25 protein-coding genes are annotated in these 25,230 nt (G+C 40.4%); 21 read left to right on the forward strand and 4 right to left on the reverse strand.

The window, feature by feature from the left end:
• Positions 1-316: 316 nt before the first annotated feature.
• The gene (locus IEW82_RS03725) at positions 317-1,297 is read left to right on the forward strand and encodes an aldo/keto reductase (protein WP_188689390.1); all 981 of its coding nucleotides are present in this window, start codon (positions 317-319) and stop codon (positions 1,295-1,297) included.
• A gap of 490 nt (positions 1,298-1,787) precedes the next feature.
• Complete coding sequence (locus IEW82_RS03730) at positions 1,788-2,486, forward strand: GOLPH3/VPS74 family protein (RefSeq protein WP_188689393.1); 699 nt, start codon at positions 1,788-1,790, stop codon at positions 2,484-2,486.
• A 198-nt stretch (positions 2,487-2,684) separates the two neighbouring features.
• Here IEW82_RS03730 and IEW82_RS03735 read toward each other — a convergent pair whose 3' ends face one another.
• The gene (locus IEW82_RS03735) at positions 2,685-3,554 is read right to left on the reverse strand and encodes an aminoglycoside 6-adenylyltransferase (RefSeq protein ID WP_188689396.1); all 870 of its coding nucleotides are present in this window, start codon (positions 3,552-3,554) and stop codon (positions 2,685-2,687) included.
• A 266-nt stretch (positions 3,555-3,820) separates the two neighbouring features.
• Between IEW82_RS03735 and IEW82_RS03740 the strand changes: the two genes are divergently transcribed.
• From IEW82_RS03740 to IEW82_RS03795, 12 genes are all read left to right on the forward strand, one after another.
• Entirely contained in the window at positions 3,821-4,522 is a 702-nt protein-coding gene (locus IEW82_RS03740) for an SDR family oxidoreductase (protein ID WP_188689399.1), read from the forward strand.
• Positions 4,523-4,629: 107 nt separating this feature from the next.
• Complete coding sequence (locus tag IEW82_RS03745; protein ID WP_308422116.1) at positions 4,630-5,721, forward strand: tartrate dehydrogenase; 1,092 nt, start codon at positions 4,630-4,632, stop codon at positions 5,719-5,721.
• 145 nt (positions 5,722-5,866) lie between these two features.
• A complete protein-coding gene (locus IEW82_RS03750; RefSeq protein WP_188689403.1) occupies positions 5,867-7,321 on the forward strand; it encodes a flavin monoamine oxidase family protein in 1,455 nt (484 codons plus the stop codon).
• Positions 7,322-8,293: 972 nt separating this feature from the next.
• A complete protein-coding gene (locus IEW82_RS03755) occupies positions 8,294-9,082 on the forward strand; it encodes a DeoR/GlpR family DNA-binding transcription regulator (RefSeq protein ID WP_188689406.1) in 789 nt (262 codons plus the stop codon).
• A gap of 23 nt (positions 9,083-9,105) precedes the next feature.
• Positions 9,106-9,912 (forward strand): BtpA/SgcQ family protein, encoded by an 807-nt coding sequence (locus IEW82_RS03760; RefSeq protein ID WP_188689409.1) that lies wholly within the window; start codon positions 9,106-9,108, stop codon positions 9,910-9,912.
• Between the two features lie 58 nt (positions 9,913-9,970).
• On the forward strand, positions 9,971-10,249 hold the full coding sequence (locus IEW82_RS03765; protein ID WP_188689412.1) for a PTS sugar transporter subunit IIB: 279 nt from the start codon (positions 9,971-9,973) through the stop codon (positions 10,247-10,249).
• Positions 10,250-10,282: 33 nt separating this feature from the next.
• Positions 10,283-11,641, forward strand: a complete 1,359-nt coding sequence (locus IEW82_RS03770) for a PTS galactitol transporter subunit IIC (RefSeq protein ID WP_188689416.1) — start codon at positions 10,283-10,285, stop codon at positions 11,639-11,641.
• 48 nt (positions 11,642-11,689) lie between these two features.
• Positions 11,690-12,178 (forward strand): PTS sugar transporter subunit IIA, encoded by a 489-nt coding sequence (locus IEW82_RS03775; RefSeq protein ID WP_188689419.1) that lies wholly within the window; start codon positions 11,690-11,692, stop codon positions 12,176-12,178.
• Positions 12,179-12,198: 20 nt separating this feature from the next.
• Positions 12,199-12,870 carry a ribulose-phosphate 3-epimerase gene (gene rpe / locus IEW82_RS03780; RefSeq protein ID WP_188689422.1) on the forward strand — a complete coding sequence of 224 codons (672 nt, stop codon included), beginning with the start codon at positions 12,199-12,201 and terminating at the stop codon, positions 12,868-12,870.
• Between the two features lie 52 nt (positions 12,871-12,922).
• On the forward strand, positions 12,923-14,020 hold the full coding sequence (locus IEW82_RS03785; protein WP_188689425.1) for a M42 family metallopeptidase: 1,098 nt from the start codon (positions 12,923-12,925) through the stop codon (positions 14,018-14,020).
• Between the two features lie 40 nt (positions 14,021-14,060).
• Positions 14,061-14,837 carry a Cof-type HAD-IIB family hydrolase gene (locus IEW82_RS03790; protein ID WP_188689428.1) on the forward strand — a complete coding sequence of 259 codons (777 nt, stop codon included), beginning with the start codon at positions 14,061-14,063 and terminating at the stop codon, positions 14,835-14,837.
• 149 nt (positions 14,838-14,986) lie between these two features.
• Positions 14,987-15,625: a hypothetical protein gene (locus IEW82_RS03795; protein ID WP_188689431.1), complete on the forward strand. Its 639-nt coding sequence runs from the start codon at positions 14,987-14,989 to the stop codon at positions 15,623-15,625.
• Between the two features lie 307 nt (positions 15,626-15,932).
• On the opposite strand, the gene IEW82_RS03800 is transcribed toward IEW82_RS03795, so the two are convergent.
• A complete protein-coding gene (locus IEW82_RS03800) occupies positions 15,933-17,456 on the reverse strand; it encodes an NAD-dependent epimerase/dehydratase family protein (protein WP_188689434.1) in 1,524 nt (507 codons plus the stop codon).
• A 351-nt stretch (positions 17,457-17,807) separates the two neighbouring features.
• Here IEW82_RS03800 and IEW82_RS03805 point away from each other — a divergent pair, with 351 nt between their 5' ends.
• Positions 17,808-18,365 carry a TetR/AcrR family transcriptional regulator gene (locus tag IEW82_RS03805; protein WP_188689437.1) on the forward strand — a complete coding sequence of 186 codons (558 nt, stop codon included), beginning with the start codon at positions 17,808-17,810 and terminating at the stop codon, positions 18,363-18,365.
• A gap of 432 nt (positions 18,366-18,797) precedes the next feature.
• Positions 18,798-18,977: a hypothetical protein gene (locus tag IEW82_RS03810; RefSeq protein ID WP_188689440.1), complete on the forward strand. Its 180-nt coding sequence runs from the start codon at positions 18,798-18,800 to the stop codon at positions 18,975-18,977.
• A gap of 155 nt (positions 18,978-19,132) precedes the next feature.
• Here IEW82_RS03810 and IEW82_RS03815 read toward each other — a convergent pair whose 3' ends face one another.
• Both IEW82_RS03815 and IEW82_RS03820 read right to left on the reverse strand, forming a co-directional pair.
• Positions 19,133-19,765, reverse strand: a complete 633-nt coding sequence (locus tag IEW82_RS03815) for a cupin domain-containing protein (RefSeq protein WP_188689443.1) — start codon at positions 19,763-19,765, stop codon at positions 19,133-19,135.
• A 675-nt stretch (positions 19,766-20,440) separates the two neighbouring features.
• Positions 20,441-21,064 carry a helix-turn-helix transcriptional regulator gene (locus IEW82_RS03820; RefSeq protein WP_188689445.1) on the reverse strand — a complete coding sequence of 208 codons (624 nt, stop codon included), beginning with the start codon at positions 21,062-21,064 and terminating at the stop codon, positions 20,441-20,443.
• A 214-nt stretch (positions 21,065-21,278) separates the two neighbouring features.
• Here IEW82_RS03820 and IEW82_RS03825 point away from each other — a divergent pair, with 214 nt between their 5' ends.
• The 5 genes from IEW82_RS03825 (at position 21,279) to desA (ending at position 25,142) form a co-directional block, all read left to right on the forward strand.
• Positions 21,279-21,899, forward strand: coding sequence for a superoxide dismutase (locus IEW82_RS03825; protein ID WP_188689449.1), 621 nt, complete (start codon positions 21,279-21,281; stop codon positions 21,897-21,899).
• A 195-nt stretch (positions 21,900-22,094) separates the two neighbouring features.
• Positions 22,095-22,331, forward strand: coding sequence for a ferredoxin family protein (locus IEW82_RS03830; protein WP_188689452.1), 237 nt, complete (start codon positions 22,095-22,097; stop codon positions 22,329-22,331).
• 33 nt (positions 22,332-22,364) lie between these two features.
• Positions 22,365-23,222: a hypothetical protein gene (locus IEW82_RS03835; protein ID WP_188689456.1), complete on the forward strand. Its 858-nt coding sequence runs from the start codon at positions 22,365-22,367 to the stop codon at positions 23,220-23,222.
• An 85-nt stretch (positions 23,223-23,307) separates the two neighbouring features.
• Positions 23,308-23,844: a YwhD family protein gene (locus IEW82_RS03840; protein WP_188689460.1), complete on the forward strand. Its 537-nt coding sequence runs from the start codon at positions 23,308-23,310 to the stop codon at positions 23,842-23,844.
• A gap of 248 nt (positions 23,845-24,092) precedes the next feature.
• Positions 24,093-25,142 carry a Delta(5) desaturase DesA gene (desA, locus tag IEW82_RS03845; RefSeq protein WP_188689463.1) on the forward strand — a complete coding sequence of 350 codons (1,050 nt, stop codon included), beginning with the start codon at positions 24,093-24,095 and terminating at the stop codon, positions 25,140-25,142.
• The last annotated feature ends 88 nt before the right edge of the window (positions 25,143-25,230 follow it).

Raw genomic sequence — 25,230 nt, forward strand, 5'->3', positions numbered from 1 at the left:
GATGTGACAGGGTGAAGGGATTAAAGGCTTTTATTTGGGGATAAGCCTCATACGGAAGAGGCTTCATCGCAGGTCAAGTGAATGGGAATGCAAGGGACGAGAGATTCAGAATCTAAAATCTTATATATCCTTATCATTTGAAAAATAATACAAGTCCCTTATTGTGATATGTATCCTTATTTTAAATCGATGCATATTGGTGGCAATCGATGATTGCAGTCGCTTATACTGATAATAAAATAAATAGAGAAGTAAATGGTGTAGGTTAGCATGTGATGGGGTGGCAAGTATTAATTGAACAAAGGAGAGTGCAAACATGGAATATGTGAAGCTTGGAAACACAGGTCTTGATGTCTCACGCTTGTGCATTGGCTGTATGAGTTTTGGTGTACCAGAACGTGGGAATCATCAGTGGGTATTAGATGAGGAGAAAAGTCGGCCTATCATCAAGCGGGCTCTTGATTTGGGAATAAATTTCTTTGATACCGCTAATGTGTACTCCGATGGAACAAGTGAGGAAATTGTCGGTCGCGCGTTAAAGGATTTCACCAGACGTGATGAAGTGGTCATTGCAACGAAGGTTCATGGGAGAATGCATCAGGGACCTAATGGTGGAGGACTTTCAAGGAAAGCGATAATGACGGAAATCGATAATAGTCTAATGAGATTGGGAACAGATTATGTTGACCTTTATCAGATACATAGATGGGACCCGCAAACGCCGATTGAAGAAACAATGGAAGCCCTGCACGATGTAGTCAAGGCCGGAAAGGCAAGGTATATTGGTGCGTCATCCATGTATGCCTGGCAGTTCTCCAAAGCCCTACATGTTGCAGAGACACATGGCTGGACGCGTTTTGTTTCCATGCAAAATTATCTCAACCTTTTATACCGAGAAGAGGAACGTGAGATGCTGCCTCTATGTAAAGATGAGGGAATCGGTGTTATTCCTTGGAGTCCGCTGGCACGAGGAAAGCTGACACGGAATTGGGATGAAACAAGCTATCGCTCAGAAACAGATAAATTTGGCCAGACTCTTTATGCAAACACACAAGCGGCAGATAAAGCCGTCGTTGAAAGAGTGGCGGAAGTAGCAGCTGAACGTAGTGTGCCGCGTGCTCAAATTGCGCTAGCATGGGTCTTACAAAAAGAACCTGTGACCGCTCCAATAATAGGTACGACAAAGATGAGTCATTTAGAAGATGCGGTAGCCGCTCTCTCAATAGAACTGACACCAGAGGAAATTACCCGTCTCGAAGAACCTTATGTTCCGCATGGTGTACTTGGGCATCAATAATTGCGGACGATAACCTCGTTTTCATGAAAATGAGTAGTGAATACCTTATGATCGATAAACACGGCGATAGCTATGCAGCTGTCGCCTTTTTCTAAAGATCAGAAAGTATAAAATTTCTGATCATGAGGACGGTGCGGATTTCCGCTCCAGGCCGCTCGCTTTCCGCGGGAGTGGTAAGCTTCCTCGCGCCTTCGCACTGCTAAGGTTTTACCGCTCTCCCACTTCCCGCAGGACTCTAGTCTCCGCATCATGAGTCAGCGGCGCCCGAGGAACACACGATTTTAGAGTGTTCCGAATCGCGCGCCTTGCGCTCCCATCCACTTGATCAGGCAATGAAGCCTCTTTCATATTGGATGATGCTCTATACCAAGCAAGGACCGGGCATGCTTTTTGCCCGGTTTTTCTTAATGCAAGTTAAACGAAAAAGCCTTGTCGGGAACTTTTTTGCATATCATTCGTAAATCCTATTAGGAAATAAGGGGGGGCTAACTTGTTAACTTTAGCTGAAGAATTACTTCTTGTCGCTTATGATGATGAAAAAGGGACTGTGCTGTCATCGGCATCCTTTGGTTTACCTTATGGGATCGCTGGGGCTGTACTAATGGAGTTCGCGCTAATAGGTGCTGTGAAGTATCAAGATCATGTGCTGTTATTTCAAGATGGGCAGGATCTTCAAGATCCGTTCCTATATCAATTGTTTAGCTTTCTAAAACAAAAAGATCAATCCCATTCTAGACGAAGGAAAATAAAGTATTGGGTACAAGTTCTTGGGCGACAAGTCAGGTCTAAGCGCTATCGTCAATTATTTTTAGACCGCCTTCAAACAAAGGGAATCCTTACAAAAAAAGAAAAGCCCTATTTTATCTTTTTTAAAAAAAGGGTCTATCCTTCCACTGATTCAGGTATAGAGGCAACCATTCGTCAAAAAGTGAGAGAGGCAGTATTGGGAGAGACTGAGACGGAGGTCAAAACCGTGATGCTTGTCGCGCTTTTAAAAGCATGTGATGCCATCAAAGTCATTTTTTCTAAAAATGACTATAAATCAGCGAAAAAAAGGATCGATATACTCTTAAAAGAACAGCCATATGGTCAGGCGGTGTCAGAGACGATAAAAGCGATGCAGGCGTCCATTATAGCTTCAGTTACTGCTGCTTCTGTGGCGGCCAATTCATCGTCCTCTTCAAATTAATAGGATAAGCTTTTTTGGGGATTAGGCGTCAATGCCTTTAATGGTAAGTAAAAGGCCTTATACACCATAGCGTACAAGGCTTTTTCCACGCAACAAATAATGGGCAAAATTTATAAGATAACAAAAAGCTACTGCTACGAGGGCTGCTTTTATTAAATTCTTAACAAAAAAAGCTGATCATTTTCTCGATTTTTCTCATCAATAAATTGCTGTCGCATTTGGATCTAGCGTCTTGACGTGTTTAAGATGGGCTTTAACCTTCCTGGCTTCTGCCAATGAATACTGGAGATCCAAACGTTCGGCTACTTCGAGTGCAACCTGTTCAAATAAAGTGGTCATTGTAAATAAAGCTTGCCAAACCTGCTCATAGTCACCGCTGGGATAGGTCATTAAAAGTTTTTGCCACGTTTCTGCATCAAGATAGCGCTCTAAATATTTGCTATTTTTTCCGACGCTAAGTGAAAATTGTGTCTCTATGCCGACCTTCCATTCTAGCATTTTTAGAAGCATGGCCCTTACGATGGATAAATGATCTATGGCATAAAGGATTTCTTGACGCCACAATCCCTTGACGACGTAGGTCGACACCCACCAGAATTCATTACAACAGTCAGAAAAGCAGGTAGAGGTGGGGTGTTGAACCCAATACTCTCTATCCGTTGGTGAAGGTATAGCAGGAAGAGCGTTGTCTTTATCCAATAAAACAATGGTTAACTTATCCTCGTGGCAATAGCGCTCCTTCTGCTCGAAGGGAATGAGGGTTAAATCGATGCGATTCCCATCAGTAAACAGGAGAAGATAGGCAAAACGGTCACGGGATTCAGAGGGAAACAGTGTCATATCGTCAGGTGTTTGCATGATGATGCGGTCTCCAAAATGATTGATCCACTGTGGCTCTTTTATAAAAGATGGGAACTCTTTGACGAGATAGACAATGTCATAATCTTGAAATGGATCTTTAGGTGCGTTTGGATTTGTCCTTGATCCATTCATTGCAACGGCCCTTATACGCTGATCCTCTTGGGCTACTCTTAAAACTAACGCCATCATTTCTTGTTCTGATCGCATGTACGTCCCTCCTAAAATGAGTCGTATAAAAAAGCTTTCTTATATAAGGAGGTCCTCGAACATCATAAATACGGCGTTATGTAAATGGTTCGAACCTTATCATGTTATGTCCTCCTAACATTGAGAGTAGGAAGCTTAAATGTTTCAAGTATTTAAGCGTTTTCCATTATAATAGCAGTATAACGTTTATTATTATAATTTTCAAAGAACAATGGGTCTGGTGATCGGCAGTTTGAGGAGTCATTCCATTAGAAAGGAAGAAGTATATGAAGCTATTAGTGACAGGTGCTAATAGAGGGTTGGGTTTAGCATTGACAACCGTTAGCATCAAACGGGGACACACTGTTTTTGCAGGTGTTCGTGAGCAAGGAGACCGGACAGAAGCTTTAGAACAGCTTCAGACATTGTTTCCAAAGCAACTGATGATCTTACCCCTAGACATCACGGAGGAAAGTACATGTGATCATGCAGCACAGCATGTGAAGGCATCGGTTGGTACCATTGATGCAATTATTAATAACGCTGGCTTATTAACCGAACGTGATAAAAGGATCGAAGAATTGGATATGAACGAGGTCCATAAAACATTTAATGTCAATGTCTATGGACCAATGCGGGTTATCAAGCATTTTTTGCCAATCCTATCACGAGGAGATCAAGCGGGCATCATTAATATTTCTTCGGAAGCAGGGAGCTTTGCCAACGCTTACGGTGGTGACTATCCTTATGCGATGTCAAAGCATGCACTGAACATGTTTACAGAGCAGCTTCGCCACGCCTTAAAGGGGACAGACATTTCGGTGTTGGCGATCCATCCTGGTTGGATGCAAACCGATATGGGAGGGCAGGATGCCCCACTTTCTCCTCAAGAAGCAGCAAACGGTATCGTTGATATTATTGAAAGAAAAAAGCACATTCAAGCTTCATCTTCATTCATTGATTTTAAGGGTCAGCCTATGCAGGTGTAATAATGTCAATCACATGATCAATCGTTTTAGAATAAGGCCTGTCTGCGCTAGGAGGCTACGATGTCCAATTTAAAAGAAAACCATTTGTGTAAGAAGGAGAAGAGATAATGAAGACTTTTGATATTGCTGTTATTCCTGGTGATGGTATTGGAAAAGAAGTGGTGCCGGAGGCTTTAAGTGTTTTAAATACCCTTGCGGAAATTCACGGTGGATTAGCTTTTCAATTTACCCAATTTCCGTGGAACTGTGAGTATTACATAGAACACGGGCAGATGATGCCGGAGGATGGTATTCAAATCCTACAAGGCTTTGATGCCATTTTTCTCGGTGCGGTTGGCAATCCACAATTGGTACCCGATCATGTTTCTCTCTGGGGATTGCTGATTAAAATTCGCCGAGAATTTGAACAATCTATCAATATCCGCCCAGCTCGTTATTTTGAGGGACTGCAGTCCCCATTAGTCCATCCAAAGGCCTTTGATTTCATAGTTGTAAGAGAAAATAGTGAAGGCGAGTATAGTGAGGTTGGTGGTCGAATACATAAAGATGAGGATGAGATTGCCATCCAGAATGCGGTATTTACACGGAAGGGAACAGAACGTGCGATGCGCTATGCCTTTGATTTGGCGCGTGAACGAAACGGTCATGTGACCAGTGCGACAAAGTCCAATGGTATTGTTCATTCCATGCCCTTTTGGGACGAAGTTTTTCAGAAAGTAAAGGTGGATTATCCTGAAGTAAAAACGGCTTCCTATCATATTGATGCGCTGGCTGCCTATTTCGTTACGCGCCCTGAGCAATTTGATGTGGTTGTCGCCAGTAATTTATTTGGTGACATTCTCACTGATATTGGTGGCGCCATTATGGGCAGTATCGGGATTGCTCCTGCCGCTAATATTAACGTGAATGGTAAATATCCATCGATGTTTGAACCGGTCCACGGTTCTGCACCAGATATTTATGGCAAAGGGATTGCCAATCCTGTGGGACAAATTTGGACGGCGAAAATGATGCTTGATCACCTTGGTGAAGTAGAACTTGGACAAAAATTATTAGAGGTCATGGAAGCGGTCTTAGCCGATGGGATTAAAACAGTGGATATCGGTGGCATAGCAACAACAAAAGAAGTCACTCAGGCAATTATTCAGCGGTTAAAAAATGATAAAAAGGTAGGTAGGAAGCTCGCTCGTAAACTATAAAAGTTTACTCCCTCCTAGTATAAGGATTTCATTATTATCAACGAGTTAAAGACATTTTAATGAAGAAATTCCATAATTATAGATAGTGGATCGGAGTCATTGATCATCGTAACGATTTGGACTTACACACGGGGAGGGAGTACTAATGCCATTAACTTCAAAGCAGATGCTATCTATCATCAGAAATGGTTTGGCGAGAACACCGCATCCTAAAAAAATAATTGTGGTTGGAGCGGGAATGGCGGGACTAGTGACAGCATCTCTCTTAAAAGAAGCCGGTCATGAGGTTGTTATTTTAGAAGCGACTCAGAGGGTGGGCGGACGAATTTATACGTTAAGAGAGCCATTTGTAGATGACCTCTATCTTGATGTTGGTGCCATGCGGATTCCTAGCCATCATGAACTTGTGATTGAATATATTAAGAAATTTGGTTTAGAGATCAATGCTTTTGTCAATACGACGCCTAATGATATTATTTTTGCCAACGGCGTTAAAACCACTCGAAAAAATTATCAGCAGCATCCAGATATTTTGCGTTATCCCGTTGCCCCCCATGAAAAAGGCAAGACAGCAGGTCAACTGTTGCTTGCAGCCATACAGCCTGTCATCGATTATATTCAGCAGGACCCTCTGAAGCATTGGCAGCAGGTGATAAGACAATTTGATAGATATTCGATGGAGACTTTCTTGAGATATAATCCTGTTGGCGCTTCACTTTCTTCAGGCGCTGTGGAATTATGTAAAGTTTTACTGGGACTTGAGGGGTTTCCTAATCTCTCCTTCCCGGCTATTCTTCGTGAGCTTCTTCCTTTGCTTACACCAAACATGCTATTTTACGAAATAAAGGGGGGAAACGACCATCTCCCTCAAGCCTTTATGTCGCAATTAAAGGATAATATTTTTTTAAATCAACAAATGATAAAAATCTCCCAAGAGCCTCATCAAGTGACGATCCACTCCATTCATACACAAAGTCAGCGCCCGTTACAAACAACGGGTGATTTGGTCATCTTAACCATTCCTTTTACAATGCTTAAATTTGTCGAGATAGAACCGCGTCACTCTTTTTCCCATAATAAACGCAAGGCGATTCGCGAGCTGCATTATGTCCCTTCGACCAAAATTGGTTTGCAATTTCGTCATCGTTTTTGGGAAGGAGAAGGTCTGAAAGGAGGAAGCTTAGCCACAGATTTGCCCATTCGCTTTGCTTATTATCCAAGCCATCTTATTGGTTCGACAGGCTCTGGGATTGTATTGGCGAGTTATACGTGGGAAGACGATACACTTTCTTGGGATAATATTCCTGAACCAGATCGGATTCGCAATGCCTTGGATAATTTAGCTACCGTTCATGGCGAGCAGATTTATGACGACTTTTTAGTTGGTGCCTCTCATAGCTGGTCGCAATACCGCTATACTGGCGGGGCGGCTTTTTCCATGTTCAAGCCCAATCAAGAAACCGATCTTTACCCGTCTATCTATACCCCTGAAGGTAGAGTCTATTTTGCTGGTGAACATACCTCCACCCATCCTGCATGGATCGAAGGCGCTGTTCAATCAGGAATCAGAGTGGCCAATGATGTGAATTACTTACTATAGTGCCGTCTTTTGAGTAACTATTTATAACTTTAAAAAACAAATGGACTTCAATGTGGTGCGTGGATGTTAAAACCCCATATCTAGTGTTTATTGCTTTTTTAGGGACTCCGATAACGGAGTCTATTTTTTACTATCGGAATTTATAATTTCGTTGACGCTCTCAAAGGAAGAGAGTATAAGTGTAACTTTGGCTTTTACCTTTTAAGGCTTGGCGAAAACCTAAGTGTGTGATTTGCAAAAATCACATCAGGAGTACCAGCGAAGTGGTGCAAGCCAAGTTTTCTAAAAAGATAAGAAACCACTGTGGCTTCGCATTCGCGTAGCCACCCTCCCCCATGAAACTTTTGATAAGCGTGTATGTCTTCGTTCAGTATTGACAAGACTATGTAGGTTTTACTAGATGACATACGTTTGTTTTCATACAAAAGTATAAAATTTCTGATCATGAGGACAGCAAACGTTTCTGCTCCATGCCGCTCGCTTTCCGCGGGGGAGTGATAAGCCCTTTGCGCCGCGCGTTGCGGGGTCTTACCGATTTCCTACTTCACGCAGGACTCTCGTATTGCATCATGAGTCAGCGGCGCTCCAATCCGCTTGACCAGGCAATGAAGCCTCTTCCATATCTGATGATGCTCTTATAGCTAGACCAGGACCGGGCACGCTTTTAAGCCTGGTTTTTCTCATGATTAGAATGTATAACTTTGCGGGATGTCCTTATAAGTATGCCTTGGCTTTTGCAACATGAAGATTGCCAACAACATTAGTGTATGATTTGAAAGATCACATCAGGCTGTGCCTAGCGAAGTGGTGAAGTATAATCTAAGCTTTTTTAATTTAAAATAAGAAAATATTAAAAAGTCATAAAATAATGTTGTGATTCAAAACAAATCATGATATTATCAAATTAAATCATAATAAATCATTAAAATTCATAAAATGATCAAAGTAAATCAAAATAATAGGTGATTAAATATGCTTCCAATTGAACGCTTAGAAAAGATTTTAGAGTATGTAGATGAAAAAGGAACAGTCAATATCCAAGAATTAACTGAAGTGTTTAATGTCTCCAAACCAACTGTACTTAGGGACTTAAAGGAATTAGAGGGGCAAGATTTGATTATTCGAGTGCATGGTGGGGCAACAAGTAAAAGGAGAAAAGGCACCAATTTTGAGCCTAAAAATGCGGTAAAAGAAAAAGAAGCAAGAGAAGAGAAAGAAAGCATAGCAGAGATGGCTCTTAAGCATATTCATTCAGGTGAGACAGTCATTTTGGATACCGGTTCAACAACATTGATGCTAGCAACGAAGATGCTTTCGGTGAAAAATGTAACTGTAATCACCAATGATATAAAAATAGCAATGATTCTTAGTGATAATGACGATATTGATCTCGTCGTTATCGGTGGGCAAAAAAGAAAGGGGGTTTATAGTCTAATAGGCCCACTAGCTGAAAATGTATTAAAACAATTAAATGTTGATAAGGTCTTTTTAGGAGCTGATGCTGTTGATTTTAAAAAGGGAATAACCAATTCCAATATTGAAGAGCTCAATATCAAAAGGGCAATGCTCTCTGTTGCCCAAGAAAATATTTTGCTCGTAGACAGCAGTAAATTTAATAAAACGGGTTTTGCAAAAATTGCCGACTTGGACATTTTAGATAGGATCCTCACTGATGATTGCATTTCTGAAGAGGATGTTCAAATGCTTCAAGAGCGTCAAATCATGGTAGAGACACCCCGTGTTGGGCTAGAAAACAAATAGGATTAGATAGAGGAGAGAATACGATGACTTGGTTAAAAGAAATAATAGGTTCAGAGAAAACAATTATTGCTATGTGCCATTTTCAACCCTTACCTGGAGACCCATCTTACAATAAAGATAAGGGCATGGAGTATGTTGTAGAAATGGCGAGAAAGGATCTTTGGGCCTTGCAGCGAGGGGGCGTTGATGCCGTTATGTTCTCCAATGAGTTTAGTCTCCCTTATTTGACAAAGGTTGAACCAGAAACTGTGGCTGCAATGGCGCGAATTATCGGTGAATTAATGAGTGAAATTGAGATTCCATTCGGCGTGAATGTTTTATGGGATGGAAAGCTTTCCCTTGATTTAGCAGCCGCTACAGGAGCAAAGTTTGTACGTGAAATTTTTACAGGAACTTATGCCAGTGACTTTGGAATTTGGGATACAAATGTTGGAGAAACCGTAAGGCACCAGCATCACATCGGTGCTGAAAAGGTGAAATTGTTGTTTAATATTTTGCCTGAAGCCGCAAAGTATATTGCCGATCGTGATATAGAAGAGATTGCGAAATCCACTGTCTTTAACAATAGACCCGATGCTTTATGTGTTTCTGGATTGACAGCGGGAGCAAAAACCGATTTGCAAATATTAAAAAAGGTTAAAAATATTGTTCCTGAAACAGTTGTCCTGGCCAATACAGGAGTAACAATAGATAACCTAGAGGAACAGCTGAGCATTGCTGATGGTGCAGTTGTGGGCACGGCATTTAAATATGAAGGAAAGTTCGAAAATCATGTAGACCAAAAAAGAGTAGAAGCGTTTATGAAAAAGGCGAAGGCGTTTCGTTCTTAGCACTCAAATTTATCAAAAAAAGATTTTAATCTATAAAAATATTAAGGGGGAAAACAAATTGAAAAATGTCATAGTGGCTTGTGGCGGGGGAATTGCGACATCAACAATTATTGCGGATAAAGTACGGGCGGTATTGGATGAAGCAAATATTGAGTATACTATCACTCAATGTACTTTATCGGAGTTGACTTATGAAGTCAGTTCAGCAGATTTGATTGTAACGAGTATGAAGGTTGAGACAGATTTTGGTGTACCCAATGTCTTAGGAGCACCCTTTTTGACTGGATTAGGTGAAGAGGAAACAAAGGAAAAGATTATAGAGATTCTGTCAAGGTAGGTTAAAAAACTAAATAAATGAGGGGGAAAAACGATGCATGCTGCAATGAATTATATTTTATCCCTTGGAGGGACCATTTTTGTACCGATAGTTTTGATTATCATTGGTCTTTTATTTCGGTTAAGCATTTTAAAATCTATTAAAGCAGCAGCAACTGTTGGTATCGGATTTTTAGGACTTAATTTAGTTGTAAGCTTGATTAGTCAGTATTTATCACCTGCTGTTCAAGCAATGGTTGATCGATTTGGCTTAAATCTAACCGTTATTGATGTCGGCTCAGGTACTTCAGCAGGTATTGCCTTTTCAACTACAGTGGGAGCGCTGATTATTCCTATTATATTTGGCTTAAATGTGCTTTTACTTCTCCTTAGATTAACCAAGACAATGAACATCGACATTTTCAATTATTCTCATTATGCATTGACAGGCTCCATTGTAACCTTGATGAGTGGGCATCTTATTTATGGCCTGATAGCTGGCATGTTCCACGCCATATTTTCTCTTATTATTGCAGACTTTACCGCAAAAAGAGTACAAAAAGTTGTTGGGATCGATGGTATTTCTATCAGTCAGGGGTACGCCACTTCAACCGTTCCTTTATATGCTTTGTTAGATAAAGTGTTCGATGGCATTCCTTTTCTTAAAAATCGAAACATGGATACTCAATTTATCCAAAGAAAATTCGGAATGTTCGGTGATCCGGTGATTATTGGGGTCATTTTAGGCCTGATTTTAAGTCTTCTCGCTGGAACAGGCTTTAAGCAAGGTGCAAATGTTGTTATTGTCGTTGCCGGTATCATGATCTTATTTCCGAGAGTTATTCGGATTATTGTCGAAGGCTTACTTCCGATCTCAGATGCTGCGAAAAAATTCTTTAATAAGAGATTCCATGGCAAAGAGCTTTTTATCGGTTTGGACTCTGCTGTTACGCTTGGACATCCAACAACAATAACCGTGGGCATATTGATTATTCCCATCACTCTATTACTTTCAGCGCTTTTACCAGGAAATCATGTGCTGCCTCTTGCTGATTTAGCATTTGCTCCCTTCTTTATTTGTATGGCGACGATTATGCATAAAGGCGATGTGATTCGCACATTAATTAGTTCAACAATAAATATGGTACTTGTTCTATATATTTCAACCTACTTTTCGCCTTATTATACGAACCTTGCAAAGAATGGTGGATTTGATGTTGCTAAAAATGGAACAAAAGTGTCAGCGCTTTATGTAGGAAATGTATTTGACTTCGTAATTGTTCAACTGATGAGGCCTGGGATTTTAGGTATAGTGGCATTAATTATTATTTCAGGATTAGGGATCTATTTTTCCATTAGAAGACGGCAGAGTCAATCAGAGAAGCATGACAGCAATATTACTATTGACCAATGATCACCAAGGAAATTTTATAATGTCAAAGAGGGCTGGAGGAAAATAAGTATGACCATTGACCATAGCAAAAGTCAATTAATACTAAATGAAGAATTAATTCGGTTATCTATACAAGCTCATCATTCTGAAGAAGTGCTCATACAATTAAGTGAAAATTTTAGAAGGAAGAATTACGTAAAGGCGTCTTTCACTGACGCATTAATTGCAAGAGAATTAGAATACCCTACTGGTTTATTAACGCAAAGCGTTGGAATAGCAATTCCACATACAGATCCTAAGCATGTGAACAAAGGGAGTATTGGAATTGGTGTCTTAGAGCACCCAGTTCTATTTAAAACAATGGATACGCGTGAGGAAATTAATGTAAGTATCGTGATTATGCTGGCCATTACCCATCCCTCAGATCAACTGAAAATGCTTCAAAAGGTAACAGCTATCATTAAGGATAATCATGTATTGTTAGATATGATGCATGCTCAAAGTGCTGAAGAGGTGATGCGTTTATTACAGCCCTTCTTCGGTGAAATGATCGAGTGATAGACAGTTGAGGTGATGTAATGAAGAATATGATAGCGCCTTCGATATTAAATGCTGACTTTGCCAATCTTAAAAGGGAAGTGGAGGCCGTTGAAAACGCAGGTGTTGACTATCTTCACCTTGACGTGATGGATGGCGAATTTGCGCCTAGTATTTCTTTTGGTGATCAGGTGATTTCAGCTCTTCGCAGTCATTCTCATTTATTTTTTGATGTTCATTTGATGATTCAGCATCCAGAAAGGTACATCTCAACATTCATCGCTGCGGGGGCTGACTCAATTACGGTGCATGTAGAAGGAAACGCTCATTTGCATCGTTTGATTTACCAAGTGAAAAGTGCCAATAAACAAGTGGCGGTCGCCTTAAACCCTGCAACACCACTAGAAGTCATTAAGCACATCATCAGGGATGTGGATATGGTATTACTCATGAGCGTTAATCCCGGCTTTGGTGGCCAACGGTTTATTCCTGAAGTCATCCCCAAAATTCAAGAATTACGGGATATGATTGAAAAAAGTCATGTTGAAGTCAACATTGAAGTAGATGGTGGAATCACCCCTGAGACGGCGAAACAATGTTTAGACGCTGGTGCCAATATTTTTGTGGTAGGTTCATACATTTACAAGCATAGAAATGATGCAGATAAGAAGCACGCTATTAAGACGATAAGACGTGCCATTAATCATCCATGAGAGAAAGAAAATTATTTAAATTGATAGCCTTTAAAAAGATAGGGTGATAAAAATGAAAGCAACGAAGACGTATTTGCAGGAATTGACGGCATTAAATGCAGTCAGTTCAAAGGAAGATCCTGTGATTCAATATATGAAAATGCATTTTTCTGAGTATTCAAATGAGGTCACGGTTGATAGGATTGGTAATGTGATTTGCCATTTTCCTTCCAATAAAGAGGACAGTAAGAAAGTAATGATTTTTGGTCACATGGATGAGGTTGGTTTTATGATTAGATATATTGATGAGAAAGGATTTATTTATATTGAACGGATAGGTGGATCAAATATCAATGTTCTGCCAGGTTCAAGGGTAGATATTATTGGTGAAAAAGGTACGGTTATCGGCTTATTTGGAACAAAGGCCTATCACTTTTTAAAGCCTGAGGAAAAAGGGACATTGCCTAACCAACAGAGCCTTTATATTGATATCGGCGTGAAGTCTAAAGAAGAGGCAGAGGCTATGGGGGTCAAAGTTGGGTGTTGGGCTTGCTACCATTCTGATTTTATTGAGAGAGAAAATGGTTGGGTGACCAATAAAGCGATGGATAATCGTGTGGCTTGCACGATTCTTCTACAATTAGCAGAACAACTGTCAACGGTTTCAACCCCCTTTAATTGGGATATTTACCTCGTTGCATGTGTTCAAGAAGAATTTAATATCAGAGGGGTGTTACCAGCTGTCCGTAAAATTAATCCAGATGTATCGATTGGAATAGATGTGACGCCTGCTTGTGACACACCTGATCTTAATCATTATTCTGATGTTGTTTTAGATGGTGGGCCCGCTTTGACATTTCTTAACTATCATGGCAAAGGAACGCTGGCAGGGGTATTGCCTGATGAGCAATTACTCCAGGCATTTATACAGATTTCAGAAGTAAATAATGTGCCTTATCAGCGGGAAGTTGCTGTAGGGGTTATTACTGAAAATGCGTTTATCGTATTTGAAGAATACGGGGTTGCTGTGGCCAACGTTTCCATCCCAACACGCTACACCCATACACCTATAGAAACGATTAGTTTACATGATCTAGAACAAACGGTGAGGTTACTTTTTAACTTTTTAACTCATTTGGATGAATCAAGCCATTTTGGAAAAAACCATTGAACATGTGAGTGTAAAACTAGATGATAAAGGTAGAGACAAAATGTATAAAATTGTTTTTATAGATATTGATGGAACATTAGTGAATGAAGATAAGATTGTATCGAACGAGACAAAGGCGGCAATTAAGCAGTTACAGCAGTCTCGTGTAGAGGTTGTTTTATCAACAGGAAGGCCCCCCTATCATTTTAGTGCATTAGCTAGAGAACTAGGTATTCATTCCTATGTATCTTTTAATGGTGCGTATGTGTGTTATCGGGGTAAGGGCGTTAAATCCTTTACAATGAATAAAGTATATATCCAAAGATTAGTTGAACTATCAAGTGAGCATGGCCATCCCTTAGTATTTTTAGACAATGAAAAAGCCGTCTGTAACGAAGAGAATCATCCGCACATTATTCAATCCTTCAATGATTTGAAATTAGCTTATGCACCTAAATGTAATCCCGATTTTTGGAGGGAGACAGAGCTCTTTCAAATGATGCTTTATTGTCAAAAACATGAGGAAAGGCTTTATCATGAGCAAATGTCAGAGCTCTCCCTTGTGCGTTGGCATGAATACGCCTTAGATGTTATGCCAGCTCATGTGTCTAAAGCAGTAGGCATTCATTATTTGCTGCACTATCTTGACATTTCCCCTGATGCTGCCGTAGCAATAGGAGATGGCCTAAATGATAAAGAAATGCTGGCCTACGTTGGCATGGGGGTTGCAATGGGGAATGCTCATCCAGACCTCATGGAGCATGCGAACATGATCACTAAGGATGTCAATCATGATGGGGTGTCGTTTGCACTAAAAAAGTTACGGTTAATAACTTAGTGGCAAGAGTCAAAAGCCGGTTGCTTTCCTTTTATTTCTTATATTAATTTTCAAAAATCAGGATGCTCTCAATTATAATTTGCGAGCATCTTCTCTTTTTGTATAAACTAAAAGTAAACTTGAATCACTAGGTATAAGGAGATGCTGATTTGTATCAACAAAACTATGTATGGTATGCGTCATATGGCTCTAATATTAATAGAGATCGTTTTCTTTGTTATATAAAAGGTGGAATCCCTGTTGGGTCTACTAAAATGGAGCGCGGGTGTCGTGATCAATCACTCCCAGTGGATGAGCAAGCATTTATTATGCACCATCAGCTCTATTTCGCAAAAGAAGCAGAGAGATGGAACCGGCAAGGGGTGTGCTTTATTGACCTGGAGTGTGATCAACGCTTTAAGACGTATAGTCAGATGTATTTAATTACAAGAGCGCAATTTTTAGATGTTCTTGGTCAAGAAAATAACATGGAGCAGGTTGAGCTTGATCTGGAAGAGGTAATGGGCAAGAAAAGTAAGGTTTTTAGAGCGTCTTGGTATGGCAATATTTTATATCTAGGCGATAAGGGGGGTTCACCTATTTTTACCTTCACCACCACCTCCCCTCTAAATAGAGAAGAACTTAACCGGCCATCTAGTGAGTATTTAAGAACGATTGTTATTGGCATGAAAAAAAAGTTAGGACTCACTCAGTCTGAGATTGTGGATTATTTTATCGATAAGCCAGGCATTCAAGGGAATATGGATAGAGAAGCATTAGAAATGCTTGTTGATGATGCGAAAGAATAATGTCGTTTAATAAGTCTTTTGCCACTGCTCGCGTTTGCTATTGAAGCGTTAGATCACAATCTAATCAAAGTTGAGGTAGAAGATATAAGCTTCTACCTCAACAAGTATTTTCCGTACGCATCTAATTACTGATGCTTTTGTCACCTAATCCAATAAATTGTTCTGTCATAAATAGAGGAGCTTCCACAAAAATACTTTCAAGCGTTATCCTAATTATCAGTGGATTGAAGGTTCATGTTAAAATTATTGATTAATAAAGCGCGATTTATGCGACTCAATTATTATGAATTTACTCACTTATAAACAATTAAACATCCAATTCCGTAATAATTTTAGTATATTCCCTTTCCGGTTCACTCGTATCATGAAGAGGATTCCAAACCTGTGCAAAAAATGGATCGACTTTTGCTCTTGCGGAATAATTCCAACTGTCTCTTTCGCAGTGGGGACACCAGTGTCCACCTTCTAAAACCAAGCGAGGGCTTGCCGTAAACTTGTGCCCAAAAGCACATTTGAAATTGAGCTTGCTTCTCCAGTCCCCTTTATTCATAATATTTGATAGGCATTCTCCCCCCCTAAAAGTGGCAGCGCCTTTCATGTCTGAAAGGTCCAGTTCACTTTCTGGCTTTGTTTCGTCATATCCGTGGTCGATTCTGATGACCTTATCCCAATTTGTAAAAGGCTTAAAGTCGTCAATAGTGTCAGGTGTATTTTCCCAATTTTTACGACTCCCCCAATAAGCGTCGATTCTATCCTCCATATTATCTTCAATAAACCGCACCGTTCCGTGTTGGCTTCTGGCGTCCTTTAAGAACATCTTTTTCATGATATTACCCATAAATCTCTGCCCACCGGGTAATTTACAGATGAATCGGGATACCACAGCTGTAAATCCGAGATTTTTAATGTAGGCATCATAGAAATACTGCATGGAATCATTTCGGAAATGTAGATAGTCATCCAGTTTGTCCGAATCCAGATAATACTGACCGTGAAAATTGCGGGTCGCATACCATTTTGGTGAGATGACATATTTTAAGTCCTTAAAGCCAATTGCCCCATACATCACTTTATACATGGTATAAGTATCCACACGGCAACTTTCCCCGCCACCGATGTTATAGATATGTCCCCAAAACTCCTCCGGCAGCTCCCCAGTGTAATCGTAAAGGGCAAGGTTGCGCAACAGAATCCCAGAATCTCGGTCGGAAACATATTCCAAAACATTATCAAGACAGTTGTGAAACATAATAGCATCTCGAATCTTGCTCATGGCAGGCCCCATAATGCCGGTCTGTCGAAGGCTCACCCAGTATGTCAAACCCGATTCAATCAACAGACGTTCCGCCGCAATTTTAGATACAGCGTAATAATCGAACATACTTGGCTTTATTGGATCTCCAACACGCCCCCAATGGAGTGGAGGCATCCTATCGCCAGTTTCAGCAATTGTACCAATGGAAACGAGCTTAACTGTATCCATCCGGTTCTGCTCTCTGATTGCTCGGATGAGATTTTTCATTCCGCCGTAATTGACCTTCATTGCAAGCTCGGGGTGGTAATCAGCGGCTGGAGATACCAACGCCGCGACATGCAAGATAATATCCGCGTCTTTTACACATGAATAAACATCATCATAATTTGTCAGGTCACCCCAGTGAATGGTCAGTCCTTTTCGATTTTCATAGCCGTCTAGCTTCTTTCTATCACGTTCTGTATCTTGGACTAGAATCACAATATCTTGTTTATCCGTATCTTTCAATAGTTCGTTGAGACCGTTGAAACCCATACCACCTGTGGCTCCAGTTAAGAAAACTTTTTGCTTCTTCATAAATTACTCTCCTTCTGTGTTCAGTGTCTAAAACCTTATGTCTATAGTACGTTGCATAGCTTGATTGAGGCTCTGCTAGCTTGGTCAATAGCGTCCAACCGTACGCCGATTTTGTCTGAAGTCTGGCCGTCTAGTTCACCAACATATATCGTTTCATGATGACTACAACCAGTAGATTTGTTATCTGTTGACCATTTCGCCCGATAATTTTATAATAGTGACACTGTGTTGATTTCACAACCATCAGTTGATTTTCTATTGCTTTGTAATAAACATTTTTGTTAAATTTGTTGGATCTACAACAAAATGAATAAAATTAATCTAAACTTACTCAAGAAAGGATTATCCATTATGGTCACTAAGAAGCAAAACCAAAGAGTGAAATTGACGAGACAGCTACTTAGAAATAGTTTGATAGAGCTGATGGGCAATAAGCCTATTGGAAAAATAACAATTAAAGAAATATGCGAGAATTCAGATATAAACCGTTCGACATTTTATGCCCATTATACGGATCAGTACGCCCTGTTATGTGAAATTGAAAATGAACTGATAGAGCATGTACAAGAGCATTTAAAGAAGATTGATTCCAATGCCGGCAGTGTACAATATTTAGAGGCGTTGCTATCATACATTGAAGGACATGCGGACATTTTCCGTATATTATTATGCAAGCAGGAGAACCTATCGTTCCAATCGGTGTTTATCGAGAATTCTTTTTTTAACTTAAAATTAAATCTTTCTCTCAATTGTTCTGAATCCGTTGCTAGTTACGTCTACAATTACCTAATTATGGGGTGCCTTAGTGTGATTAAACAGTGGATTGAAGCGGATTTTGACATGTCTAGTAAGAATTTAGCGGACTTGATTTTTCGATTATCTGACAAGGCGGCATCCGTTGTTTATTAGACCAAATTTTTGTGGGGAAATGCGATTCAACAACATTGTGGAGAGATAAAAACAAGTCAGGTGTTGAAGTGATTGTGGTAGCTTAATCGTGTTCTTGAATTACAAATCCATCTTAAAGACCACTGCCAGAGGGTGGTCCTTACGGCTTCTTATGATGTAATCAAAAAGTGACGTGAATATGAAAGAACGAACACAGTGATTCTTAATGTTTATGTCAAACCCATAGCGAGTGACTATATAGATTGGATTAAAAGTTGAAGGATCATCGTACTAATAGCTTCAATGACATTATGTAATCTAATGGTGAGACAACGACCTTTAAACATTCAAAAATTTCCCTGATTAACATGGTTGGGTCTAGTCAATCGCCATCTTGGGGTGTTTCTGGCAGGCATCGAGGTTCCCCCAATCGTTTGTTTATAAAAAGAAAAAATGGTGAAAAAGTCGGTCCTCTTGGTATGCTTTCTCGGTGTCACCTTGATCACAGCTACTGGTGGCGGATATGGATTGCCTGAACGTAGGCCTATTGAAAAGATCCGACATGATATGAAAAACGGTTATTTTACAAAGGAGCAGGTGGAACGATTATTTTATTTGGAGCATACAGATTAAAGAAGGGTTGGGCCATATCTTTGGAAGGTAACCAATTAAACTGCTCCCCCAATGAGTTGACATCAACACCAATTGGAGGTGCAGTTTTCCATGAATTTGTTTCCATTCTCCTGAGTTTTTTTACATACAGTTAAGAGGTAAATGAGAAATCTTTGCTATAAATCAATCGGCTTATGATTAATGTTGACGCTGATTTCATGATTTACTTTATCGTTTGCATGCTGGTGAGCATTCGCAGGCTTTGTAGGTGGTCCAATGACCACGGAGTCAGTAATAGAGGAGAAGGCCTCTGCTACCTTTTCGCTATTGACACCATATGCGGCTTGAAAAACCTCGGGCGGAGTTAAACGCAGTGTATCTGAGCCTTCGGCTGATTCAAATTGATCGTTGTTGAAAAATAAGTGGAGGTGGAGTTTAGCGGATAAGGGCCTAATCCAATGCCACCATGCCATAGGGATAAAGACGACCTGTCCTGCTGTGGCTTTATAGTTGTGCAAAGTTCTCGTATCGGGATCGACGATGGAGACCATTGCTTCCCCTGAAACAATGACATCAAGCTCCCAAGCATTAGGATGCCAATGCGGTTCACGCATGTGTCCTTGTGTTAGATAAAGGTCAACAAAAGCGCCTCCGACCATGGCAGGGAGTTGTGTAGAGGTCACTTTATAAGCGATATTATGGGCATTCCTTTTAAAAAAGAGGCTATCCTTTGTGTTAAAAAACAGATTGGGTGTTCCACTTGTTTTCTTTAGATTGGAATTATTAGGGACAAATCCAGAGTTCACCATGTCATTTCACCTTTTATATGGAATGTATCGGCGTTAATGAGTGTTTAGCCTATTACATTTGTATATGTGTGGAGGGGATAAAAGGTGACACGAGCAGCCTGTCCCTTTGTTTAGCAGGAAAATTGCGCATGAAGGCATTGCCCGAAAAGAGGTATTTCTAAGTAAGGATTATTTAAGGGGCTGGGACAAATGTATTCAGTACATAGAGAATCTAAACGCATTCATAATTTTGAAGGGATGCGTTCGAATTTTTAAGTAAGTCATGAAGCGCCCCATCAAAACACTCCGGTTTCCAAGGACACGGCCTCAGGGCGTACAATCGGGTTCTCGAAAAGTGTCCTTTACTTTTTGGGGTGGGAGTGATGTGCTAGCTTCGACGTTGTCACATGAATGTGATGCTTTTAGTCGAAGTGCCTTGAAGGATGTAAGGCACCTAGAGAAACCTTTTTATAAGGGCTCCTAAGATTTATGACCAAAAATCCCCTGTTCCTGTGTCGACTCGTATCGCTTCAACGTCAGCTTCCTCGGAACAACGCATCGTTTATTCGTGAAATCACGCCACCGCGTCCCCCGTAGGCGTCTCCGTATTTTGACTACATTCCCGGTTTCACTGGCACCTTTAACAATCTTATCGTTCGGTATAAAGGTGGTCTCTTTTCGTTTTGTCTCGCCCTCTTATTTAAACTGTATCACGAACTTACAGTGTGCATGACCTTCGGTTCGGCAGCAGGTTCTGTCTATCTGATCGGCGGTAAGAACGCGTTTGAGCATGCTTGTTTCAGAGCGGCAGGCCACTTTAAACTCATTGGCAATCGCTAGAATGGGACAGTTGTATTCCGTTATCTCAAAAGTCCTTTCATCAAGCTGCTTCAGTTCAGCCATATAGCCTTTTTCATTTTGAATATTGATAATTTCATGGAGCCTCTCAACCGGGGATTTGTTCGCCATGCGCACAAGATAATTTTCACTCTGACGTGTTTCTCTTCTTTTGAATAAATGATGGATCGAAGCTTCGCCATGTAAATCTTTGATATCCTGTAAAAATTCGACGCTTAATCCTTCGTAATTGTTAGGAAAGAGTCTTTCGCCTTTATCAGATAAGGAATAGGTTAATAGGGGGCGTCCCATGGCCTGTTTGACCTCAACGGATTTAATCAGTCCGTCCTTTTCTAAGCTATTGAGGTGCTTGCGGACAGCCATGTGAGTAATCTCTAGGTGGGTAGTTAACGCACCTACAGTTAGCGTGACTTCTTTTTTTAAGAGCTCAAGAATTTTATCCTTCGTTGTTATGGTTGCCATCCGAACCTACCCCCTTAACGTTCTTTACTTAAAAAATAATTATATATTAAAGTTGGACAGAGAAAAAGTATAACACTCTTGATGAATGAAGAGCTCAAATAACATTGAGCAAAATGTTTGCCTTTTTTACTTGAGATCATTTATTCTATTTTTATACTTTATATACTTTTTTGTATATAAAGTATAAAAACTATATCCTAGGAGGATGATGAAGATGGCGAATTACATATTACCAAGCTTAAACTATGGCTTTGATGCATTGGAACCTTATATTGATAAGGAAACGATGGAAATTCATTATAGTAAGCATCATCAAACCTATGTCACCAAATTGAATGCGGCGCTTGAAGGACAAGAAGCGTTAGCGAGCAAGTCTTTAGAAGAAGTGTTGGCTGATTTGACTGCCGTACCAGAAACTATCCGTACAGCAGTCAGAAATAATGGCGGCGGACATTTGAATCACAGCTTATTCTGGGAGGTCATCGATCCTTCCTCCGGCAATGCTTTGACAGGCCAATTAGCTGAGGCGATTACCGGTACTTTTGGCAGCTTTGAGAAATTTAAAGAAATTTTTGCAGATGCTGCTGCGTCGCGTTTTGGTTCAGGATGGGCTTGGCTAGTAGTGAATGCAGACGGTAAACTTGAAGTGATGAGCACACCTAACCAAGACAACCCAATTATGGAAGGGAAAACAGCCATTCTTGGTTTAGATGTTTGGGAACATGCTTATTATTTGAAGTACCAAAACCGTCGTCCTGAATATATCGAAAACTTCTTTAAGATTATTAACTGGGATGTTGTCTCAGCAAAATATTTGCAAGCGATTGGTCAGTAATAGATGAGACAAATGTTTCAGAAGCAGAAGGCCTAATATGGGTCTTCTGCTTTTGTGGTGTTTAGATTTTATAAATCTTAAAAACACCTGGTGTTAATCATGGAAGATCCTCATGCCTGAACGTAAAAACACGCTTCACCTCAGATAGGCATAACGAGAAAAGGGGAAATGATTGTTTTAAGGGGTTGTATAAGTGTGGCATTTGTCGTAACATCACGTTGTGTAGGTGAAAAATGGGCAGAATGTGTTGAGGTCTGTCCTGTTGATTGTATTAAAGAAGGCAGTAACATGTACTTTATCGATCCGGATGTGTGTATTGATTGTGGAGCCTGTGCCAGCGCATGTCCTACAGAAGCAATCTATGAAAGCTCAGAAGTTCCTAGAGAAGAGCAGGCCTTTATACGTTATAACAAGGAATTTTTTTCCTTTTGAAGATACAAAATATAAATGAATGGTGTTAAAACGATGGAAGTCATTGATATCACATATGAACCGCCACGCAATCAGGAGCCTATTGTCCTTTGTATTGGGAAATTTGATGGCGTGCATTTAGGCCATCAAAGGTTACTGCGGGTTGCTGCGGATTTAGCTGCGGGAAAAGCCGAAATGGCAGTGATGAGCTTTTCTCCACATCCTGCTTGGGCGCTCACCGGCAATGAGACATATAAAAAAGCCTTAACGCCAATTGATGAAAAGCTACGCTTGCTAGAAGCGTTAGGGGTTTCGCGTTTTTATCGCGTTCGTTTTACAAAAGAATACGCCAAAACCGATGTGGATACTTTTGTTTTTGAGCATCTCTCGCGCCTTAATGTTAAGGCAATTGTTGTTGGTGAAGGCTTTAATTTTGGTAAGCCTTATGACTCTGGAACGGAGGTATTGTCTAAGCTTTGTCAGCAGATCGGTATATCGGTTATCGTCGTTCCAGTAATTCGTGATGGAAATAGTAAATTGAGCAGTACGATCATTCGTCATTGTGTCACGAAGGGAAGCTTTGAGAAAGTACAAACCTTGCTAGGTCGGCCGTATCAAATAACAGGAACGCTGGTTGAAGGGAGCCTTCCCGGAGATTATTTGCTGCACTTAACCAGTGAGGGGAATGATGGTATTGAGGATTACATCTTACCGTGTGAAGGCAGCTATAAAATGAAAGTGTGGGCACGCTCAAAGAAAATTGTGGCAGCCTCCCATTTTTATGCTCAGGGTTCTTGCTTAGCTGATGAAGAAAATAGCTATCGGCTTAGTTGTCCTGAAACGGAGGTTGCCCTGATCAAGCCCTTTATCAATCAAGAGGTTTGCGCAATGTTTATTCATCGATTAGGATAAAAGGAGAGAGCATGTATAGTCTCAGCTTGTGTGTAAGCAGCAGGCGTACTAAAATGAATATATCCTGATTGAGTGGAGGTTAAGTATGTCAAACGATATCTTTGATAAGAAAAATAAAGAACAATTTACGATATTGAGCGGCGATTCTACTGGTGGGGATGGAAGCTTTGGTGTTGGCACGATCAACTTGGATAATGTCACACCTGTTATTGTCGATCCACAACGAGAAGACGTGTTTATTGATATGCAGGCGATGCATGGGCGGAGCCGAGTGGAAAAAAGAGTGCGCTTTAAGCCGAGTAAAGAAGGCTTAGAGGATGCTGATTTGTATTGGATTGTATGGGTGGTTGTTGATCGCGATAAGAACGGCCCAAAAATTAGCGGGATAGCCGCCTGTGAGATTTTAGTATCTACAGAAGAAAGACGAATCAGACCCGGGTATAAGTCAATGCCAGAGCATGTGAACCATCTCGATAAAGCACTAAAAGGGAAAATTATTGTGGAGCAGATGGATGCCCCATCGAAACAATTGTTACGGGCCTTTTTAGAAAAAGAACACGACGATTTATGGAATAATTCAAGCGATGCCGTCAAGCAGTCATTGGAAAGCGAGTCATTTTAATATAGGGAAATGCTTTAAACGCTTATTAAAAGCTGAACGGATAAGAACATAACTAGCTAAACTAATGAAAAAGGTTCCGATTATCGCTCTTTGATGATCGGAGCTTTTTGCGGTTAATACGCTTTAATGCCATTAGTGCCTATATGACATTTGTCATAATCGATTGCTGACGTTTGTGTCTGTTAGTAGGAGACTCCCCCCGTTAGAATGAAGGAAAGCAGGGGGTTTACCCTACTAAGGAGGAAGACATGAGCAAACAAAAAATCATGGAGCTACGAAAAGCGGTGGCTCCTTTTGCCAAGTCTGATAAAAAAACAAGTATTGGACAATTGCTGAATACATTTATCCCTTTTTTCTGTTTATGGTTTCTTGCTTACGAAAGCTTACATGTATCGATCATCTTGACGATACCAATTGCTGTATTAGCAGCGAGTTTTGTAATTCGCATCTTTATCATTTTTCATGATTGTGCCCATTTAGCCTTTTTTAAAAGCAAGAAGGCCAATCGTATTCTTGGAATGATTACGGGGATCATCACGCTATTTCCTTACGAACAGTGGAAACATGAGCATGCCATTCACCATGCAACCAGCAGCAATTTAGATAAGCGTGGGATAGGTGATGTTTGGGTGATGACTGTGGAAGAATATGTTCAGGCATCATTTTGGAGAAGATGGCAATATCGGCTTTACAGAAATCCTTTCATTTTGTTTGGATTAGGTCCTATTTACTTATACCTTGTAAAAAATCGTTTTAATCGGTCAGGTGCCAAGCGAAAAGAAAGAATCAACACTTATATAATGAACAGTGCCATTTGCGTGCTTTATGGCTTGTTAATACTTCTCGTTGGTTGGAAAGCATTATTGATCATTCAACTTCCAATTCTAATGGTAGCCGGTTCGCTGGGGATTTGGCTCTTTTATGTCCAGCATCAGTTTGAGGATTCTTATTTTGAAAATGAAGAAGAATGGGATTTTGTCAAGGCGGCAGTTGAGGGGAGTTCTTTTTATCAGCTCCCTAAGGCCTTGCAATGGATCACTGGCAATATAGGGTACCATCATGTTCACCATTTAATCCCCCGGGTGCCCAATTATGCTTTGGAAAAGGCGCATCAATCGACCCCTGCCCTCCAGCATGTGACCGTCATTACCTTATATACGAGTCTCGACTCCCTCCGTTTCCGGTTATATGATGAAGAAAATAAGACCTTTGTCAGCTTTAAGGATATAAAGCCACTTTTGGAACAAAAACATAGAGAGCTTACATTTAAGAAAACAGTAAATATACAAGAAAAATAACGCGAGATAAAGAAACCTTGGTTTTTTACCCTATTGCTGGCTCTGCCGGGGTAAGGTAAATCCCAAGATCATGGGTTAATGGTGTGAT

The sequence above is a fragment of the Pullulanibacillus camelliae genome (assembly GCF_014642655.1).
Lineage (GTDB): Bacteria > Bacillota > Bacilli > Bacillales > Sporolactobacillaceae > Pullulanibacillus > Pullulanibacillus camelliae.

Coding starts and splice junctions, on each gene's coding strand:
- IEW82_RS03740 (WP_188689399.1), top strand. CDS start 3,821: ATGAAGCTATTAGTGACAGGTGCTAATAGAGGGTTGGGTTTAGCATTG.
- IEW82_RS03840 (WP_188689460.1), top strand. CDS start 23,308: ATGTCAAACGATATCTTTGATAAGAAAAATAAAGAACAATTTACGATA.
- IEW82_RS03760 (WP_188689409.1), top strand. CDS start 9,106: ATGACTTGGTTAAAAGAAATAATAGGTTCAGAGAAAACAATTATTGCT.
- IEW82_RS03735 (WP_188689396.1), bottom strand. CDS start 3,554: ATGCGATCAGAACAAGAAATGATGGCGTTAGTTTTAAGAGTAGCCCAA.
- IEW82_RS03750 (WP_188689403.1), top strand. CDS start 5,867: ATGCCATTAACTTCAAAGCAGATGCTATCTATCATCAGAAATGGTTTG.
- IEW82_RS03815 (WP_188689443.1), bottom strand. CDS start 19,765: ATGGTGAACTCTGGATTTGTCCCTAATAATTCCAATCTAAAGAAAACA.
- rpe (WP_188689422.1), top strand. CDS start 12,199: ATGAAGAATATGATAGCGCCTTCGATATTAAATGCTGACTTTGCCAAT.
- IEW82_RS03775 (WP_188689419.1), top strand. CDS start 11,690: ATGACCATTGACCATAGCAAAAGTCAATTAATACTAAATGAAGAATTA.
- IEW82_RS03790 (WP_188689428.1), top strand. CDS start 14,061: ATGTATAAAATTGTTTTTATAGATATTGATGGAACATTAGTGAATGAA.
- IEW82_RS03820 (WP_188689445.1), bottom strand. CDS start 21,064: ATGGCAACCATAACAACGAAGGATAAAATTCTTGAGCTCTTAAAAAAA.
- desA (WP_188689463.1), top strand. CDS start 24,093: ATGAGCAAACAAAAAATCATGGAGCTACGAAAAGCGGTGGCTCCTTTT.
- IEW82_RS03800 (WP_188689434.1), bottom strand. CDS start 17,456: ATGAAGAAGCAAAAAGTTTTCTTAACTGGAGCCACAGGTGGTATGGGT.
- IEW82_RS03835 (WP_188689456.1), top strand. CDS start 22,365: ATGGAAGTCATTGATATCACATATGAACCGCCACGCAATCAGGAGCCT.
- IEW82_RS03785 (WP_188689425.1), top strand. CDS start 12,923: ATGAAAGCAACGAAGACGTATTTGCAGGAATTGACGGCATTAAATGCA.
- IEW82_RS03805 (WP_188689437.1), top strand. CDS start 17,808: ATGGTCACTAAGAAGCAAAACCAAAGAGTGAAATTGACGAGACAGCTA.
- IEW82_RS03725 (WP_188689390.1), top strand. CDS start 317: ATGGAATATGTGAAGCTTGGAAACACAGGTCTTGATGTCTCACGCTTG.
- IEW82_RS03745 (WP_308422116.1), top strand. CDS start 4,630: ATGAAGACTTTTGATATTGCTGTTATTCCTGGTGATGGTATTGGAAAA.
- IEW82_RS03810 (WP_188689440.1), top strand. CDS start 18,798: ATGGTGAAAAAGTCGGTCCTCTTGGTATGCTTTCTCGGTGTCACCTTG.
- IEW82_RS03770 (WP_188689416.1), top strand. CDS start 10,283: ATGCATGCTGCAATGAATTATATTTTATCCCTTGGAGGGACCATTTTT.
- IEW82_RS03825 (WP_188689449.1), top strand. CDS start 21,279: ATGGCGAATTACATATTACCAAGCTTAAACTATGGCTTTGATGCATTG.
- IEW82_RS03755 (WP_188689406.1), top strand. CDS start 8,294: ATGCTTCCAATTGAACGCTTAGAAAAGATTTTAGAGTATGTAGATGAA.